Annotated in this window: 17 protein-coding genes; 14 read left to right on the top strand and 3 right to left on the bottom strand. The window is 59.1% G+C overall.

What is annotated here, in order from left to right; translation table 11 throughout:
* The first annotated feature begins 8 nt into the window (after positions 1 to 8).
* The gene (locus AC0JZ8_RS19990; RefSeq protein ID WP_062579093.1) at positions 9 to 554 is read left to right on the top strand and encodes a hypothetical protein; all 546 of its coding nucleotides are present in this window, start codon (positions 9 to 11) and stop codon (positions 552 to 554) included.
* Between the two features lie 143 nt (positions 555 to 697).
* On the opposite strand, the gene AC0JZ8_RS19985 is transcribed toward AC0JZ8_RS19990, so the two are convergent.
* Positions 698 to 1,663 carry a flagellin N-terminal helical domain-containing protein gene (locus AC0JZ8_RS19985; protein ID WP_062579095.1) on the bottom strand — a complete coding sequence of 322 codons (966 nt, stop codon included), beginning with the start codon at positions 1,661 to 1,663 and terminating at the stop codon, positions 698 to 700.
* Between the two features lie 297 nt (positions 1,664 to 1,960).
* Between AC0JZ8_RS19985 and flgB the strand changes: the two genes are divergently transcribed.
* The 10 genes from flgB to fliP all read left to right on the top strand — a co-directional run bounded on the left by flgB (position 1,961) and on the right by fliP (position 8,128).
* Complete coding sequence (gene flgB / locus AC0JZ8_RS19980) at positions 1,961 to 2,350, top strand: flagellar basal body rod protein FlgB (RefSeq protein ID WP_062453812.1); 390 nt, start codon at positions 1,961 to 1,963, stop codon at positions 2,348 to 2,350.
* Positions 2,351 to 2,355: 5 nt separating this feature from the next.
* Positions 2,356 to 2,769 (top strand): flagellar basal body rod protein FlgC, encoded by a 414-nt coding sequence (gene flgC, locus AC0JZ8_RS19975; RefSeq protein ID WP_062453811.1) that lies wholly within the window; start codon positions 2,356 to 2,358, stop codon positions 2,767 to 2,769.
* A 2-nt stretch (positions 2,770 to 2,771) separates the two neighbouring features.
* Positions 2,772 to 3,110, top strand: a complete 339-nt coding sequence (gene fliE / locus AC0JZ8_RS19970) for a flagellar hook-basal body complex protein FliE (RefSeq protein ID WP_062453810.1) — start codon at positions 2,772 to 2,774, stop codon at positions 3,108 to 3,110.
* Positions 3,111 to 3,127: 17 nt separating this feature from the next.
* Positions 3,128 to 3,916 carry a flagellar basal-body rod protein FlgG gene (gene flgG / locus AC0JZ8_RS19965; protein WP_062453809.1) on the top strand — a complete coding sequence of 263 codons (789 nt, stop codon included), beginning with the start codon at positions 3,128 to 3,130 and terminating at the stop codon, positions 3,914 to 3,916.
* Between the two features lie 84 nt (positions 3,917 to 4,000).
* Positions 4,001 to 4,453, top strand: a complete 453-nt coding sequence (flgA, locus tag AC0JZ8_RS19960; RefSeq protein ID WP_244473995.1) for a flagellar basal body P-ring formation chaperone FlgA — start codon at positions 4,001 to 4,003, stop codon at positions 4,451 to 4,453.
* 17 nt (positions 4,454 to 4,470) lie between these two features.
* A complete protein-coding gene (locus AC0JZ8_RS19955; RefSeq protein ID WP_371816134.1) occupies positions 4,471 to 5,568 on the top strand; it encodes a flagellar basal body P-ring protein FlgI in 1,098 nt (365 codons plus the stop codon).
* Entirely contained in the window at positions 5,565 to 6,122 is a 558-nt protein-coding gene (locus AC0JZ8_RS19950; RefSeq protein WP_471893274.1) for a MotE family protein, read from the top strand. Before AC0JZ8_RS19955 ends, AC0JZ8_RS19950 begins: the two co-directional genes overlap by 4 nt.
* The gene (flgH, locus tag AC0JZ8_RS19945; RefSeq protein ID WP_062453806.1) at positions 6,119 to 6,841 is read left to right on the top strand and encodes a flagellar basal body L-ring protein FlgH; all 723 of its coding nucleotides are present in this window, start codon (positions 6,119 to 6,121) and stop codon (positions 6,839 to 6,841) included. The genes AC0JZ8_RS19950 and flgH overlap by 4 nt, the downstream gene beginning before the upstream one ends.
* 46 nt (positions 6,842 to 6,887) lie before the next feature.
* A complete protein-coding gene (locus AC0JZ8_RS19940; protein WP_062453805.1) occupies positions 6,888 to 7,394 on the top strand; it encodes a flagellar basal body-associated FliL family protein in 507 nt (168 codons plus the stop codon).
* Positions 7,391 to 8,128 (top strand): flagellar type III secretion system pore protein FliP, encoded by a 738-nt coding sequence (gene fliP / locus AC0JZ8_RS19935; RefSeq protein ID WP_062453804.1) that lies wholly within the window; start codon positions 7,391 to 7,393, stop codon positions 8,126 to 8,128. Before AC0JZ8_RS19940 ends, fliP begins: the two co-directional genes overlap by 4 nt.
* A gap of 105 nt (positions 8,129 to 8,233) precedes the next feature.
* On the opposite strand, the gene AC0JZ8_RS19930 is transcribed toward fliP, so the two are convergent.
* Both AC0JZ8_RS19930 and AC0JZ8_RS19925 read right to left on the bottom strand, forming a co-directional pair.
* Positions 8,234 to 9,112 (bottom strand): flagellin N-terminal helical domain-containing protein, encoded by an 879-nt coding sequence (locus AC0JZ8_RS19930; RefSeq protein WP_471893273.1) that lies wholly within the window; start codon positions 9,110 to 9,112, stop codon positions 8,234 to 8,236.
* A gap of 279 nt (positions 9,113 to 9,391) precedes the next feature.
* On the bottom strand, positions 9,392 to 10,270 hold the full coding sequence (locus AC0JZ8_RS19925; RefSeq protein WP_113109495.1) for a flagellin N-terminal helical domain-containing protein: 879 nt from the start codon (positions 10,268 to 10,270) through the stop codon (positions 9,392 to 9,394).
* Positions 10,271 to 10,855: 585 nt separating this feature from the next.
* Here AC0JZ8_RS19925 and AC0JZ8_RS19920 point away from each other — a divergent pair.
* The 3 genes from AC0JZ8_RS19920 (at position 10,856) to AC0JZ8_RS19910 (ending at position 13,897) form a co-directional block, all read left to right on the top strand.
* Positions 10,856 to 11,740, top strand: a complete 885-nt coding sequence (locus tag AC0JZ8_RS19920; RefSeq protein WP_092661188.1) for a flagellin N-terminal helical domain-containing protein — start codon at positions 10,856 to 10,858, stop codon at positions 11,738 to 11,740.
* A gap of 304 nt (positions 11,741 to 12,044) precedes the next feature.
* Positions 12,045 to 12,692 carry a hypothetical protein gene (locus AC0JZ8_RS19915; RefSeq protein WP_062579103.1) on the top strand — a complete coding sequence of 216 codons (648 nt, stop codon included), beginning with the start codon at positions 12,045 to 12,047 and terminating at the stop codon, positions 12,690 to 12,692.
* A complete protein-coding gene (locus AC0JZ8_RS19910; protein ID WP_430255972.1) occupies positions 12,689 to 13,897 on the top strand; it encodes a MotB family protein in 1,209 nt (402 codons plus the stop codon). Before AC0JZ8_RS19915 ends, AC0JZ8_RS19910 begins: the two co-directional genes overlap by 4 nt.
* Position 13,898: the final 1 nt, after the last annotated feature.

Raw genomic sequence — 13,898 nt, 5'->3', positions numbered from 1 at the left:
GATTGGGGATGAAATTCACGCAACGGCAGAAACTGGCAAAACGCTTCAAGAAGAAGTCGGACGAAAAGACCACGGCGGCAGACATCACGCTGAAGGGCGGCACGTTGTTGCTCGCCGTCGCCGCCGCCATGTTCCCGTGGTACGTCTTCCTCAACGAAGATAAGTTCGGCGTCAACGTTTCGGGTTGGGAGCAACTGCGCGACCTGCGCAGCTTCCGTCAGCGCGACGTGGTCGAAGTACCGCCGATGTCGGTGGCCCGCAGACCGCCCGAGGACCCGACCGACCTGCTTGTAACGGCAACAGTTCCCAAGGCGGGCTCGGCCGATGCGAAGGGCGAGGACACGGGCACTCAGCAGCCGTTCCCTGGACGCTCCAGCTTCCGTCTTCTTCACGTCGCCAACGGACGCGCGATGATCGAGGACGATCGGGGAATGTACATTGTTCAGACGGGTTCGGTCCTGCCGGACAACAGCCGTCTGGCCGCGCTTACCCAGAAGAACGGCAAATGGGTGATCGTCACCTCCACCGGAGAAATGTACGAGAGCGCCCAGTAAGCAACTGGCAGCATAGCAAAAAGCTTCGGCACGTCCGTACGCTGCCCATCAAAGCTGTATCCAGCTTTGATGGGGTCAGTTCACCGGCGTCCGAGGCTTTTTATTGGGATAATTTCAGAGCCGTGGCGCTGAAGAGGGCCGCCCTACCTAAAGAGGGTCGCGAGGCTCTGCAGATGGGTATTGGCCATGCCGAGGATTTGGGACGAAAGCTCCTGCTGGGCCTGATAGGCGCTGACCTTGGTCGACTCCGCCTCCATGTCCGCATCGATGAGGTGCGAGATGCTCTTGTCAAACACGTCCGCCAGGCTCGAAACGAAGCTCGACTGGGTATCGATCCGGTTCGACATCGTCCCAAGCGTTGAACCGAGCGTCGTCAGCTTCTGCTGAATGTAGTTCATGACGTTGATCATGTCGTCGATGTCTTCGGACGTCGTCTCGTCGGTCAGTTCGATCGGGGAACCATCCGTGGCGATCTCCGACCCTGCGTCCAGCAGATAATACTGTTTGCCCGAGCCGGTTCCGTTCGAGGCAAGAGTACTCGGATCGATCGAGCTCGTAAGAAGCCCACGGTTTGCATCGCCGGTATCGATCAGCGTGGAATTTGTTGCATCGAATGTCGCGTAGGACAGCGATACTGAACCCGACACACTGCGCTGGAAATAGGCCGGAACGGTCTTCGCGCCAGCGTCGGCCTCCGACGAGTTGTAAAGCCAGTTGTCACTCCCGAACGATGCGGATTTGATCAGTGACGAGAGGCTGGCCTTGAGATCGCTGATTGTGGCGTTGACGGCGCTCTGGTCGACACCGTCTTCCTTGGCGGTGGTCAGGTTGGCCACGATCTGGTCGGCAATATCGATCGACGATTCGACAGCGGAATAGGCGGCATCGACCTTTGCGGCGCCAAGACCGAGCGCATCGTTCACGCTGCTCAGAATTTTCGTGTCCGACGTCATCGAATTTGCGACCGACCAGTAGCTCGCATTATCCGCCGGGGAATTGATCTTGTAGCCGCTGGAGGTACGCTTCTGTGCCTCTTCCAGCGAATCACTGGTGAACAGCAGAGTCTGCAACGCACTCTGGATATAGCTGACGGAGATAGCGTCGGACATCAGGCATGATCCTTGAAAACTAAGGGATTTTGCCAAAACATCTGGCTGCGATCGAATGGCTTCATGCCCGCCTGGTCGAAGACGCAGGCCCATCGCTTTTGCAGCAATTTGTAAGCTTATGTTTAACAGAAAGTTAATTAGGCCTCAACGGTCGACCCGCAAAACCTCGTGCAACGGGTCCGCACCCACGCAGCATTCATCTTTGTTGCCGGGCTCGCCGCGGGTCTGCGGGCATCAGCACAAGTCCCACGCAAGTTTCTAATCTTACTCCTTTGTCGAGAAGACGGAGAAGACGTGATGCAACAGATCCAATTGTTTGAGCTTGCCTCCAGGCAGGCGGAGTGGCTGTCGATCCGGCAACAAGTCGTCAGCACCAACATCGCCAACGCGAATACACCACAATACCGGGCACAGGACGTGACGCCGTTCCAATCGGTACTCGACGCCTCGAACATCCCGATGGCGCGCACCAATTCGGCCCATTTCGCCAGCGTCGGCCTCGGCTCGGACAATGTCGACGTCAGGGACGAAGATCTCAACAACGAGATCGGCAACCAGGAGTCGGGCAACACGGTTGCTGTTGCCAGCGAACTCTCCAAGAGCGGGGAGATCAAGCGCCAGTACGAGCTGAATACGCAGCTAGTGAAGGCGTTCCACAACATGATGTTGACCGCAGTCGGCAAGTGAGCCCAATGGATCCTTTATCAGCAGCCCTCAAGATTTCTGGCAGCGGCATGGAAGCGGAAGCGACCAGGCTCCGCATCGTGTCGGAAAACATCGCCAACGCCCGCACCACCGGCGATACGCCGGGTGCCGATCCCTATCGCCGCAAGACGGTGACGTTCGGCGCCGAACTCGACCGGGCAACAGGGGTCAGGACCGTCGGCGTCCAGAAGATCGGTGTCGACAAGGGTGACTTCGTTGAAGAACTCGACCCCAGCAATCCGGCAGCGGACGCAAACGGCGTCGTCAAGATGCCGAACGTCAACATGCTGATCGAAATGGCAGACCTGCGTGAAGCAAACCGCAGCTACGAGGCAAATCTCCAGAGCATTCGCCAGTCCCGCGATCTGATCTCGGCGACCATCGATCTCTTGAAAGGTTAAAGATGATCAATCCTATTGAGGGCCTCGGCCTGTTCACAAAGCAGACCGACGGCGTCTCCGGCGACAATACGGCAGCAAATGTTCTCGGCACCGCGGTCAACGCGGCAACGACGGCCGTTGCAGGACCGGGCTTCGGTGATGTCCTGGGCAGCATGGCAACAGACGCGATCAACGCCGTCAAGGGCGGTGAAACTGCATCGTTTGCCGGCATCCAGGGCAAGGCGAACACGCGTGAAGTGGTCGATGCCGTTCTCCAGGCCGAACAGGCGCTGAAGACGGCAACGGCGTTCCGCGACAAGATCGTGTCCGCCTACCTCGACATCACCAAGATGCAGATCTAGAGACTGGAGCAGAGACCATGAGAGCACTAGCAATTGCCGCCACCGGCATGGATGCGCAGCAGACCAATCTCGAAGTCATCGCAAACAACATCGCCAACATCAACACGACCGGCTTCAAGCGGTCGCGTGCCGAGTTTACCGACCTTCTCTATCAGACCGAGCGCGCTTCGGGCGTCGCCAACCGCGCCGATCAGTCCGCTGTGCCGGAAGGTGCCAATATCGGTCTCGGTGTTCAGACTCAGTCCGTCCGCAAGCTCCACATCCAGGGCGAAATCACCCAGACGAGCAACGATCTCGACATGGCGATCGTCGGGCGTGGTTGGTTCATGGTCGAAGGCACCAACGGTGAGACCCTCTACACCCGCGCCGGGTCCTTCAACAAGGATGCCAACGGAAGACTGGTGACTGCCGACGGTTACGGTGTCATCCCGCAAATCACCATTCCGACTGACGCGACGTCGGTCAGCGTCAGCGAAGACGGGATCGTCAATGCAACGATCGGGACATCGACGACCCCGACGGAACTCGGCCAGATCACTCTGACCAACTTTGTCAACGATGCCGGTCTGAAGCCTTTGGGCGACAACCTGTTTTCTGAAACGGCGGCATCCGGGCAGCCGGTCGTCGCCAACCCGCAGGAGACTGGCTTCGGCTACCTCAAGCAGGGCTATCTCGAGAACTCCAACGTCGATTCAGTCAAGGAGATCACCGATCTGATCTCCGCTCAGCGTGCGTATGAAATGAACTCGAAGGTGATCACCACCGCCGACGAGATGGCGCAGATCGTCAGCCAGAACCTCAAGTAGCGGAAGATAGAAGGCGGACCGAGCATGATGCTTTGGCAAGAGAACGTCCGGAAAACCGGTCGGGCAAGCAGCTGGAAAACCGGAATGAAGACCTGGCTGGCCGGGGCGCTTTTGAGCGCGCTCATCCTGCCGGGGGCGGCATTCGCGGAGCCGCGCAATGCCGTCGTGCCCAGCACCACGATCTATCCGGGCGATACGATCGGCGAAGCGTTCGTCAGCGAGGTAGCCGTCACCAATCCGAATATCGCGCCGGGCTATGCCAGTTCGCTGGATCAGGTAGTCGGCAAGGTCACGCGCAAGACGCTGCTTGCCGGCCGCACCATTCCTTTGAACGTTCTCCGCGATCCTTTCACGGTCAAGCGCGGCACAAGTGTTAGGCTTACCTTCTCGTCGCAGCGCATGGTCATCGCCGCCCGCGGCGCGCCCATGGACGATGCGATGACAGGCGAGGTCATCAAGGTCAGGAACCTCGATACGGGCGTCATGGTCAACGGCACGGTGATGGCGGACGGCAGCGTCGAGGTGGTTCAGAAATGAGTATGGTCCGGAAACTGATGATTGCGGCGATCGCGGTCATCACGATGCTGCCCGTCACCGATGCCACGGCCACGTCGTCCCGCATCAAGGATATCGCTTCGCTGCAGTCCGGTCGCGAGAACCAGTTGATCGGCTATGGCCTGGTCGTGGGTCTGCAGGGAACCGGCGACAGCCTGCGTTCGTCTCCGTTCACCGATCAGTCGCTGCGCGCCATGCTGCAGAACCTCGGCATCTCGACGCAGGGCGGTCAGTCCAGCGCCAAGAACATCGCCGCAGTCATGGTCACCGCCAACCTTCCCTCGTTTGCAAGCCCCGGCAGCCGCATCGACGTCAATGTCAGCTCGCTCGGCGACGCCACCTCGTTGCGCGGCGGCACGCTGATCATGACATCGCTCACCGGCGCCGACGGACAGATCTATGCCGTCGCGCAAGGGTCGGTGATCGTCTCCGGCTTCAATGCACAGGGTGCTGCTGCGACACTGACCGAAGGCGTCACCACAGCCGGTCGTGTGCCGTCGGGAGCGATCATCGAGCGCGAGCTTCCGTCCAAGTTCAAGGATTCTGTCAATCTGGTGCTGCAGCTTCGCAACCCGGATTTCTCGACATCGGTTCGTATCGCCGATGTCGTCAACGCCTATGCCCGCCGCACCTTTGGCGATCCGATCGCCGAAGCCCGCGACAGCCAGGAAGTGGTTGTCCAGAAACCGCGCTCAGCCGACCTGACCCGCCTGATGGGCGACATCGAAAATCTCGTGGTCCAGACCGACGCCCCCGCACGCGTGGTGATCAACGAGCGCACCGGTACGATCGTCATCGGCGCCGATGTCCGGGTCGCCCGGGTTGCGGTCAGCTACGGCACGTTGACTGTTCAGGTCACCGAGACGCCGCAGGTCATCCAGCCCGAACCGTTCTCTAGGGGAGAAACGGCGGTGCAGCCGCAGACCGATATCATGGCCGAAAAGACCGGCGGACCGATTGCCGTCATCGACGGACCTGATCTGAAGACGCTGGTCGCCGGCCTGAACAATATCGGCGTCAAGCCGGACGGCATCATCTCGATCCTCCAGGCGATAAAGTCTGCCGGAGCCCTGCAAGCGGAGCTCGTTCTGCAATGACCAACACAGTTTCAGGCAGGTTCCCGGTTCTCGGCACTCGCAGCTCGGTCTATCTGATCGCCGCCGCTCTCTCGCTCTGCCTCCTACCGGGCGCCCGCGCGCAGCAGCAGCCGCAGCTTCTCGGCGCCGCACAGGAAGCCGGTGGCAGCCAGCAGGAAGTCCAGCAGTTCTGCGGCAACATCGTCGATTCGGCCCGCGACCAGCGTTATCTCCTGCAGAAGCAGGAACTGGAAAAGCTGCAGGGCGACATCAACACGCGCATCACCGAGCTCGAAAATCGGCGCGATGAATATCAGGACTGGCTGAAGAAACGCAACGCGTTCCTGGCCAGCGCCAAGGCCAGTCTGGTCGAAATCTACAAGACGGCAAAGGCTGACGAAGTCGCGCCGCAGTTCGACCAGATGAACATCAACATTGCAGCCGCCATCATCATGCAGCTGCCACCGCGGCAATCGGGCCTGATCCTTGCCGAAATGGACGCCCAGAAGGCTGCCATGGTCGCAATGATCATGGCGAGCGCCGCAGACCCCAATACTTCCAAGGACCCGTCATGAAAAAGCAACTCACGGCTCTTCTTGCGATGACATCGCTGATCGCCGGATGTCAGAACGGGCAGATGACGACCATCAAGGAAATCGGCAATGCGCCGGCCATGAGCCCGATCGGCAGCGGCCTGCAATATGGCCAGACGCAGCAGATGTCGATGTATCCGAAGCAGCCGCGCCACATGGCGAGCGGCTTCTCGCTGTGGAGCGACAGCCAGGGCGCCCTGTTCAAGGATGCCCGCGCGCTGAACGTCGGCGACATCCTGACGGTCAATATCTCGATGAACGACAAGGCGAGCTTTGACAACGAGACGGATCGCAGCCGCAAGAATTCCAAGACCACCAACTGGCAGGCCGCCGCGGAAATTCTTGGCTGGAAGCCGGAGGCAGATTCGACGGCGGGCTTTGATTCCGACAGCCAGTCGAACGGCAAGGGCTCCATCAGCCGCGCCGAGAAGCTCACACTTCTCGTGGCCGCGGTCGTCACCGGCGTTCTCGAAAACGGAAATCTCATCATCAGCGGCTCGCAGGAAGTGCGCGTCAACCATGAGATCCGCATCCTCAACGTTGCCGGCATCGTGCGCCCTCAGGACGTGAATGCCGAGAACACGATATCCTATGAGAAGATCGCCGAAGCCCGCATTTCCTACGGTGGCCGCGGTCGCCTGATGGAAGTCCAGCAGCCGCCGGTCGGCCAGCAGATCAGCGACATCTTCTCGCCGATCTGACCGGGCGCAATTTGATGTCCCTCACTACTAGCGGAGTTTAGCCACCATGACCGACGCCAGCCTCACGGCGGATCAACCAGCGAAGAAAAAGTCTTCCCTGGTGATGACTGCGGCGGCCGTACTGGGACTGACGGTCGTCGGCGTGGGCGGAGGCTGGGTTGTCGGCAAGATGATCGTCCCGTCGCCGGTCGTGGAGGAGGCACCTGCCGCCGGTCATGGCGCAGCCGCGGCTCCTGCCGGGGGAGGGGAACACGGCGCCGCTGCCGGTGTGAGCCACGTCCGGCCGCTGGAGCCGATCATTGCCAACCTCGCCTATCCTTCGGACAGCATGGTCCGCCTCGAGGTTTCGTTAATATTCGGTGAAAACATCGATGAAGCGGTGGCGGCTTCCATTCAGGAAGATATACTCGCCTATATGCGGACCTTGTCGCTGCAGCAAATTCAGGGGCCACGCGGCTTCGGTTATCTCCGAGATGACCTGAAGGAACGCGCCAAGCTGAGGTCTCAGGGCAAGGTTGCTGATCTGGTGTTCAGGACTTTCATCATCGAATGATTCGTTTTTTAGCCGTTCTTGCTCTCTTCGCTGCGTTACCCGACGCGGCGAATGCGCAACAGTCTGCCCTGGACATGCTGAACCTGCCGGTCGACGGCTCGGTCTCCGCCTGGATCATCCGCACCTTCGGCCTGCTGACGGTTCTATCCATCGCGCCCGGCATCCTGATCATGGTGACGAGCTTCCCGCGCTTCATTATCGCGTTCTCGATCCTGCGGTCGGGCATGGGCCTTTCGACCACACCGTCCAACATGATCCTGACCAGCATGGCGTTGTTCATGACCTTCTACGTCATGGCGCCGACAATGGACCGTGCCTGGCAGGATGGCGCACAGCCGCTTTTGCAGAACCAGATCAACGAGGCCGAAGCGATACAGCGCATCGCGCAGCCGTTCCGCGAATTCATGATTGCCAACGTCCGCGACAAGGATGTGGCGCTGTTCGTCGACATCGCCCGGGAACGCGGCCAGACGGTCACGCTCGGCGCGCAGACGGACTACCGCGTGCTGATCCCGGCATTCATGCTGTCGGAAATCCGCCGCGGCTTCGAAATCGGCTTTCTCATCGTCCTGCCATTCCTCGTCATCGACATGATCGTTGCCAGCATCACGATGGCGATGGGCATGATGATGCTGCCGCCAACCTCGATCTCGCTGCCGTTCAAGATCCTTTTCTTCGTCCTTATCGACGGCTGGAACCTTCTCGTCGGCTCGCTGGTGAGATCGTTCTCGTAAGGCACGGCGCCTTCTCCAAGGCGAAGTTTTATTCCCGGACAACGAGACGAAAAAAGGCCGCGCATTGAGCGCGGCCTTTCTTTCGTATGTTGAACCAAACGCGTCTTACTGGAAGAGCGTGAGGATGTTTTCCGAGCTGGAATTCGCGATCGACAGCGACTGGACAGCGAGCTGCTGCTGCGTCTGCAGGGCAGACAGCTTGGCAGACTCTTCTTCCATGTCAGCGTCTACGAGACGGCTGATGCCCTCATCGATGGCGTCCGAAAGCTGGTTGGAATAGTCCGTCTGGAGATCGATACGGGTAGTCAGTGCACCGAGAGCGGCGCCGCCGATGGTCATGCTCGCAAGAGCAGTTTCCACAGTGTCGAGCATCGCGGCGATGTCGGTTTCGTCAGTGATCGTGGCGAGATCGATGTCCATGGTGTCGTTGAGGACGCCGCCGGTGCCGACGCCGCCGGACACGTCATCGAACAGAGCATAGGTCGGGATGTCGTAGGAGGCGGACGTGACCTTGACTGTACCGTCATCGCTGCGGATGAAGCCGTCTACGACCGTACCGCCGTCTGCCTGGTCGCCAGTGACCATCCAGTTCTCGCCGCTGAAGGAAGCGCCCTGCGCGATCGACGACAGCTGTTCCTGCAGCTTGTCGATTTCGAGCTGGATCTGTTCCTTGTCGGTCGAGGTTTCCGTTGCCGTAACCAGCTTGGCCTTGATCTCGTTGACGACGTCGATGGCGCTTTCCATCGCGGCATAGGCCGTGTCGACCTTCGCAGCGCCAACGCCAAGCGCGTCGGTAGCGGAGTTGAGGGCCTTCTGGTCGGAATTCATTGTGGTGGAGATCGACCAGTAAGCAACGTTGTCCGATGCTTTGCTGACCTTGTAGCCGGAAGAAACGCGGTCCTGAGTGTCTTCCAGGCCCTTGTTGATGTTGCTGAGCGTCTGAAGTGCAGAATTCGCTGCAGTGTTGGTAAGGATACTCGTCATGTTACTAAACCCCTAGGCAAAACAAAAAGGAGGGGACATTCCGGAAGCACCGGAAAGCGGCCTGAGTGCATCATGCCAGTCGGAAAATACTCACTCATTCCGGCCCGCCGCTTAGATGAGCTTAGATAACAGCATTAACGTTAATGAAGTCCGAAGGCTGACGATCTTTGACGAGAAAAAATATCTTTCTTTACCATGACCCGATCGAAGGTACGAAAAAAGCCCCGGGGATGACCCGGGGCTTTTCTTGAACAAACCAGAAGGTAAAGGCTGGTTTTCTTACTGGAACAGCGAGAGCACGTTCTGCGAAGAGGAGTTCGCAATCGACAGCGACTGGATGGCGAGCTGCTGCTGGGTCTGCAGGGCAGACAGCTTGGCAGATTCTTCTTCCATGTCGGCGTCGACCAAGCGGCTTACGCCTTCTTCGATCGCGTCAGACAGCTGGCCGGAATAGTCCGACTGCAGGTCGATACGGGTGGTCAGAGCACCAAGTGCGCCGCCAGCGATCGTCATGCTGGAAAGAGCCGTTTCAACAGTTGAGAGGTAGGTTGCGATGTCCGTGTCGCTCGTCGAGTCCGTGAGATCGGCAGTCGCCATCAGATCGCCGAGGATACCGCCGCTGCCGACGCCGGCTGTGACCGAGTCAAACAGTGCGTTGGTTTCGATGTCGTAGGTTGCCGTCGTGACCTTGACAGCGCCGTCTGCGTCGCGAACGAAGCCGTCGACAACGCTGGCAGAGTCCTGGTCGCCCTTGACGATCCAGTTTTCACCGCTGAACGAAGCGCCTTCGGCGATCGAGGACAGCTGTTCTTTCAGCTTGCCGACTTCGAGCTGGATCTGAGCCTTGTCGGTCGAGCTTTCCGAAGCGGTAACAAGCTTCGCCTTGATTTCGTTGACGACGTCGATGGCGCTTTCCATGGCGGCATAGGCGGTATCAACCTTGGCAGCGCCAACGCCCAGAGCGTCGGAAGCAGCGTTGAGGGCGCCCTTGTCGGAATTCATCGTGGTCGAGATCGACCAGTAGGCAACGTTGTCCGAAGCCTTGCTCACCTTGTAGCCGGTCGAAACGCTGTTCTGCGTCTGCTCCAGGCTCTTGTTGATGGTGCTCAGTGTCTGAAGAGCGGACGAAGCAGAAGAATTGAAGTTGATGCTAGTCATGGATTGTCCCCTTGGACTCTATACAAAAAAGGAGGACATACCGGGTTCGGTAGTGTCACCGGCAAATGACGGTCCGGCTTCATGCCTCTTGTTCCTTACCGGATCCAAGCCCGTCATCTAGGCTGCAATTTCGCAGCCATTCCTTGCCAAGGTCTTAAATCTGGCGGCATTGCTAAAACAGCTTCCAGCGTGGTTAATGACTTCAAAACAACAGCAAAATCACGCCGTTGCAGGTATGTTCGCCAAGCTGTCCGGAGGTGTAACGCGCAGCGGCGTTGGAGCCGCGTTTCAGCTGCGGTGGAACGATGGGATCCTTTCCACCTCTATCCTGCGAGCAGACCGTGGAGGCATTCGTTCACGCTCCCGCAAAACCTACCGCCCATTAATCTTCGTTCGCGAAAGCTGAAAATGTTCCAGCCCGCGTTAACTTTTGTTCCCGCTTTAACCCTCCATTAACCATAAGATGATTTTCTGTATCCATCGCAACGGCGAGCCGAATGCAAGGGCGCGGCAGGCATGAAGCTGATCGTCGTTACCGGAACACCCGGGATGCCCTCCCATCCAATGCCATAAGGGGCAGTTTTAATGACCAGCATCTTGACCAACAACGCCGCAAACTCTGCACTTCAGACGTTGAGGGGTATCAACGATAGCCTGGAGCAGGCGCAGAGCCGTGTATCCTCGGGCTATCGCGTATCCGAGGCCTCCGACAACGTTGCCTACTGGTCGATCTCGACCACGATGGGTTCCGACAAGGACGCTTTGGTGGCTGCGACCGACGCTCTGGGAGTTGGTGCTGCAAAGGTCGATACGGCCTACGCCGCCATGGAAAGCGCTATCGACGTCGTCAACGAAATCAAGTCGAAGATCGTCACCGCGAACGAAAACTCGACCGACAAGGCACAGATCCAGCTTGAAATCACCAAGCTGCAGGAACAGCTGTCCTCGATCGCCCAAGGCGCTTCGTTCAGCGGTGAAAACTGGATGGTCGCCGCTACCGGCGCCGACCCGGAATCGGTCGTCGACGGCTTCATCCGCAACGACGACGGTACAGTCGAAGTCACGACGGCATCCTATGACGTTGCAACCAACGCCATGTTCGGCTCCATCGATGCCGACGGCGTCGGTTCGGGCGGTCTCCTTGGCGATGTCATGGACATCACCCTGACGGCCGCCACCACGGACACAGAACTCGCAGAATATCTCGACAATGTCGAACTGGCTCTCTCCAGCCTCACGGATGCTGGTGCTGCCCTCGGCGCGCTGACCACCCGTATCGACCTTCAGACCAGCTATGCCGGAACTCTGACGGATGCGATCGAGGAAGGCATCAGCCGCCTCGTCGACGCCGACATGGAAGAAGAGTCTGCCAGACTGTCTGCTCTGCAGACGCAGCAGCAGCTGGCCGTCCAGTCGCTGTCGATTGCAAACTCCAGCTCCGAAAACATTCTTACGCTCTTCCAGCAGTAAGATTGAACATACCAGCGAAATTATGCCGGCCGCGCTTTCGAGCGCGGCCGATTGCATTTGCTGTACGGCTCTTGCGGCGTAGGTGTCAGGTATCTTGGTGTCGTCGCACCTTGTCGTTCAGGTTCACGAGGACTGCATCATCCTCGCACAAGTTTAACTTCCTAATTTCTGATCTATTCCCATGGCGAACTCCGCCGCCCCGGCGATCGGGCGCGGGCCGGAGGCCGGTGTGGAGCATCACAGAACGGGCGATGCGTGAGACGTTGCGGCCTTATTCCGCAAACGACGTTGATGGAGTGCGTTGATGAATTCCCCACTTGCGCGGTATCTCAGAGATTTCGGCGCCGAGGCTGCGCTGCTTGCGGCCCCGATAGAAACGCCCTCTCACTTTGCGTCGCCCGCCGAGATGCCGGCGCTGGAAAGCTTTGCGCAGACGGTAGAAGTCGATCTCGAGGCCGAGCGTCGCGAAGCCTATGATGAAGGTCATCTTGCGGCGACCGAATCCTTGGAGGCGAAGCATGCCGAAGAGCTCGAGGCGCTGAAGGAACAGCATGCGCAGGAGATCGAACAGCAGCGTCTCCAGTTCGAGGACGGGTTGGCCGATTATCTCTCGAAGGCTCTTCCGGATCTCGCGTCGCGGGTCTCTGCCGAACTGTCCGAGGCGACGGCACGCGTTCTGTCTCCCTTGCTCAAAGAACAGGTGATGCGCGGCGCTATCAACGAGCTTGTCGAGGAGCTGAAACCGACGCTCGCCAAGGAAATTTTGGAGCAGATTACGGTCTTCGGACCGGTGCATCTCTGCGATCTTCTCAAAGCCCAGCTTGAGGAGAAAGGCGATGCGGTGTCGTTCGTCCACACAGATGACACCGACATCCGCGTCGAGATCGGTGATTCGCTTCTCGTGACGCGCCTTTCTGCCTTTGCCGCCGACCTTGAGAGGGTGCTGGCATGAGCGAAGCTGAGAACCATCATCACGGCAAAAACGAAATCATCATCATCAAGCGTCACCGCGGCGATCACGACAGCCATCACGGCGGTGCGTGGAAGATTGCGTTCGCCGACTTCATGACCGCCATGATGGCCTTCTTTCTCGTCATGTGGCTGGTCAACGCCGCCAATGAGGAAACGAAGGCATCGCTCGCGAGCTATTTCAATCCCGTGCCGCTGTCTGACGACACGCCCGCATCCAAGGGCATTAAGAAGCCGTCGGATCAGGCCAAGGGCGAAGATTCCGACAAGAAGTCCACCGTTGAGAACGACAAGACGGGCGGCGGCAAGGCGGGCATGGATGGCGAGTCCATTTCCGCCTCTGGCGACGACATGACCTTTTCCGAAGCAGCTCTGTTCCAGAATCCCTATTCCGTGCTTGCCAGCATCGCTCAGGAAGTAGGCCAACAGGCCAATGTCAGCACGAAGGGCGAGGGTGGCGCGAGCGATTCCGGTCCGTCCACCGGTGCGGATGGCGGAGAAGCCTATCGCGATCCTTTCGATCCGGATTTCTGGAGCAAGCAGCTCGACACACCGGCGCAAGCCAAGCTTGCTTCGGACACGAGTCTGCCGGGCGAGCAGGCGAGCGCCTTTTCCCAGCCGCCCGCGGTGGAAACTGTCCCAGTATCGGTAAAGCCGGATGCCGTCTCAGCGCCCGATGCTTCCGATGCATCGGACAAGAAGGCAAAAGCTGAACTCGACGCCGCCGGGCAGGACAAGGCCGAAGAGCTTCAGAAGGAAATTCAGGCGCAGGTCGCCGGGATTGCCGGCAAGCTGGCCGAGGGCATCGTGGTGCAGCCTGCCGAAGGCGGCACGCTGATCACGATCTCGGACGAAGCAAATACCGCGATGTTCAATGTCGGATCCGCATTGCCAGGCAAGGAGCTCGTGCTCGCCATGGAAAAGATCGGCAAACTCCTGGCCGCGCGTCCAGGGTCGGTGATCATTCGTGGCCACACGGACGGACGGCCCTTCAAGGGACGCACCGGAGACAATTGGAGCCTGTCAATGTCCCGCGCGCATGCGGCCTATTACATGCTCGTGCGGGGCGGCTTGAACGAGGAAAGGGTAAAGCAGGTCTCTGGATTTGCCGACCGGCGACTTCAAAACGTCGAAGATCCGATGAGCGGCGCCAATCGCCGTATCGAAATCCTGCTGGGCAACGGATAAA

This window comes from Velazquezella soli (assembly GCF_977018685.1).
The sequence above is the reverse complement of the archived record's forward strand: the minus strand, read 5'-3'. Positions and strand labels throughout refer to the sequence as shown.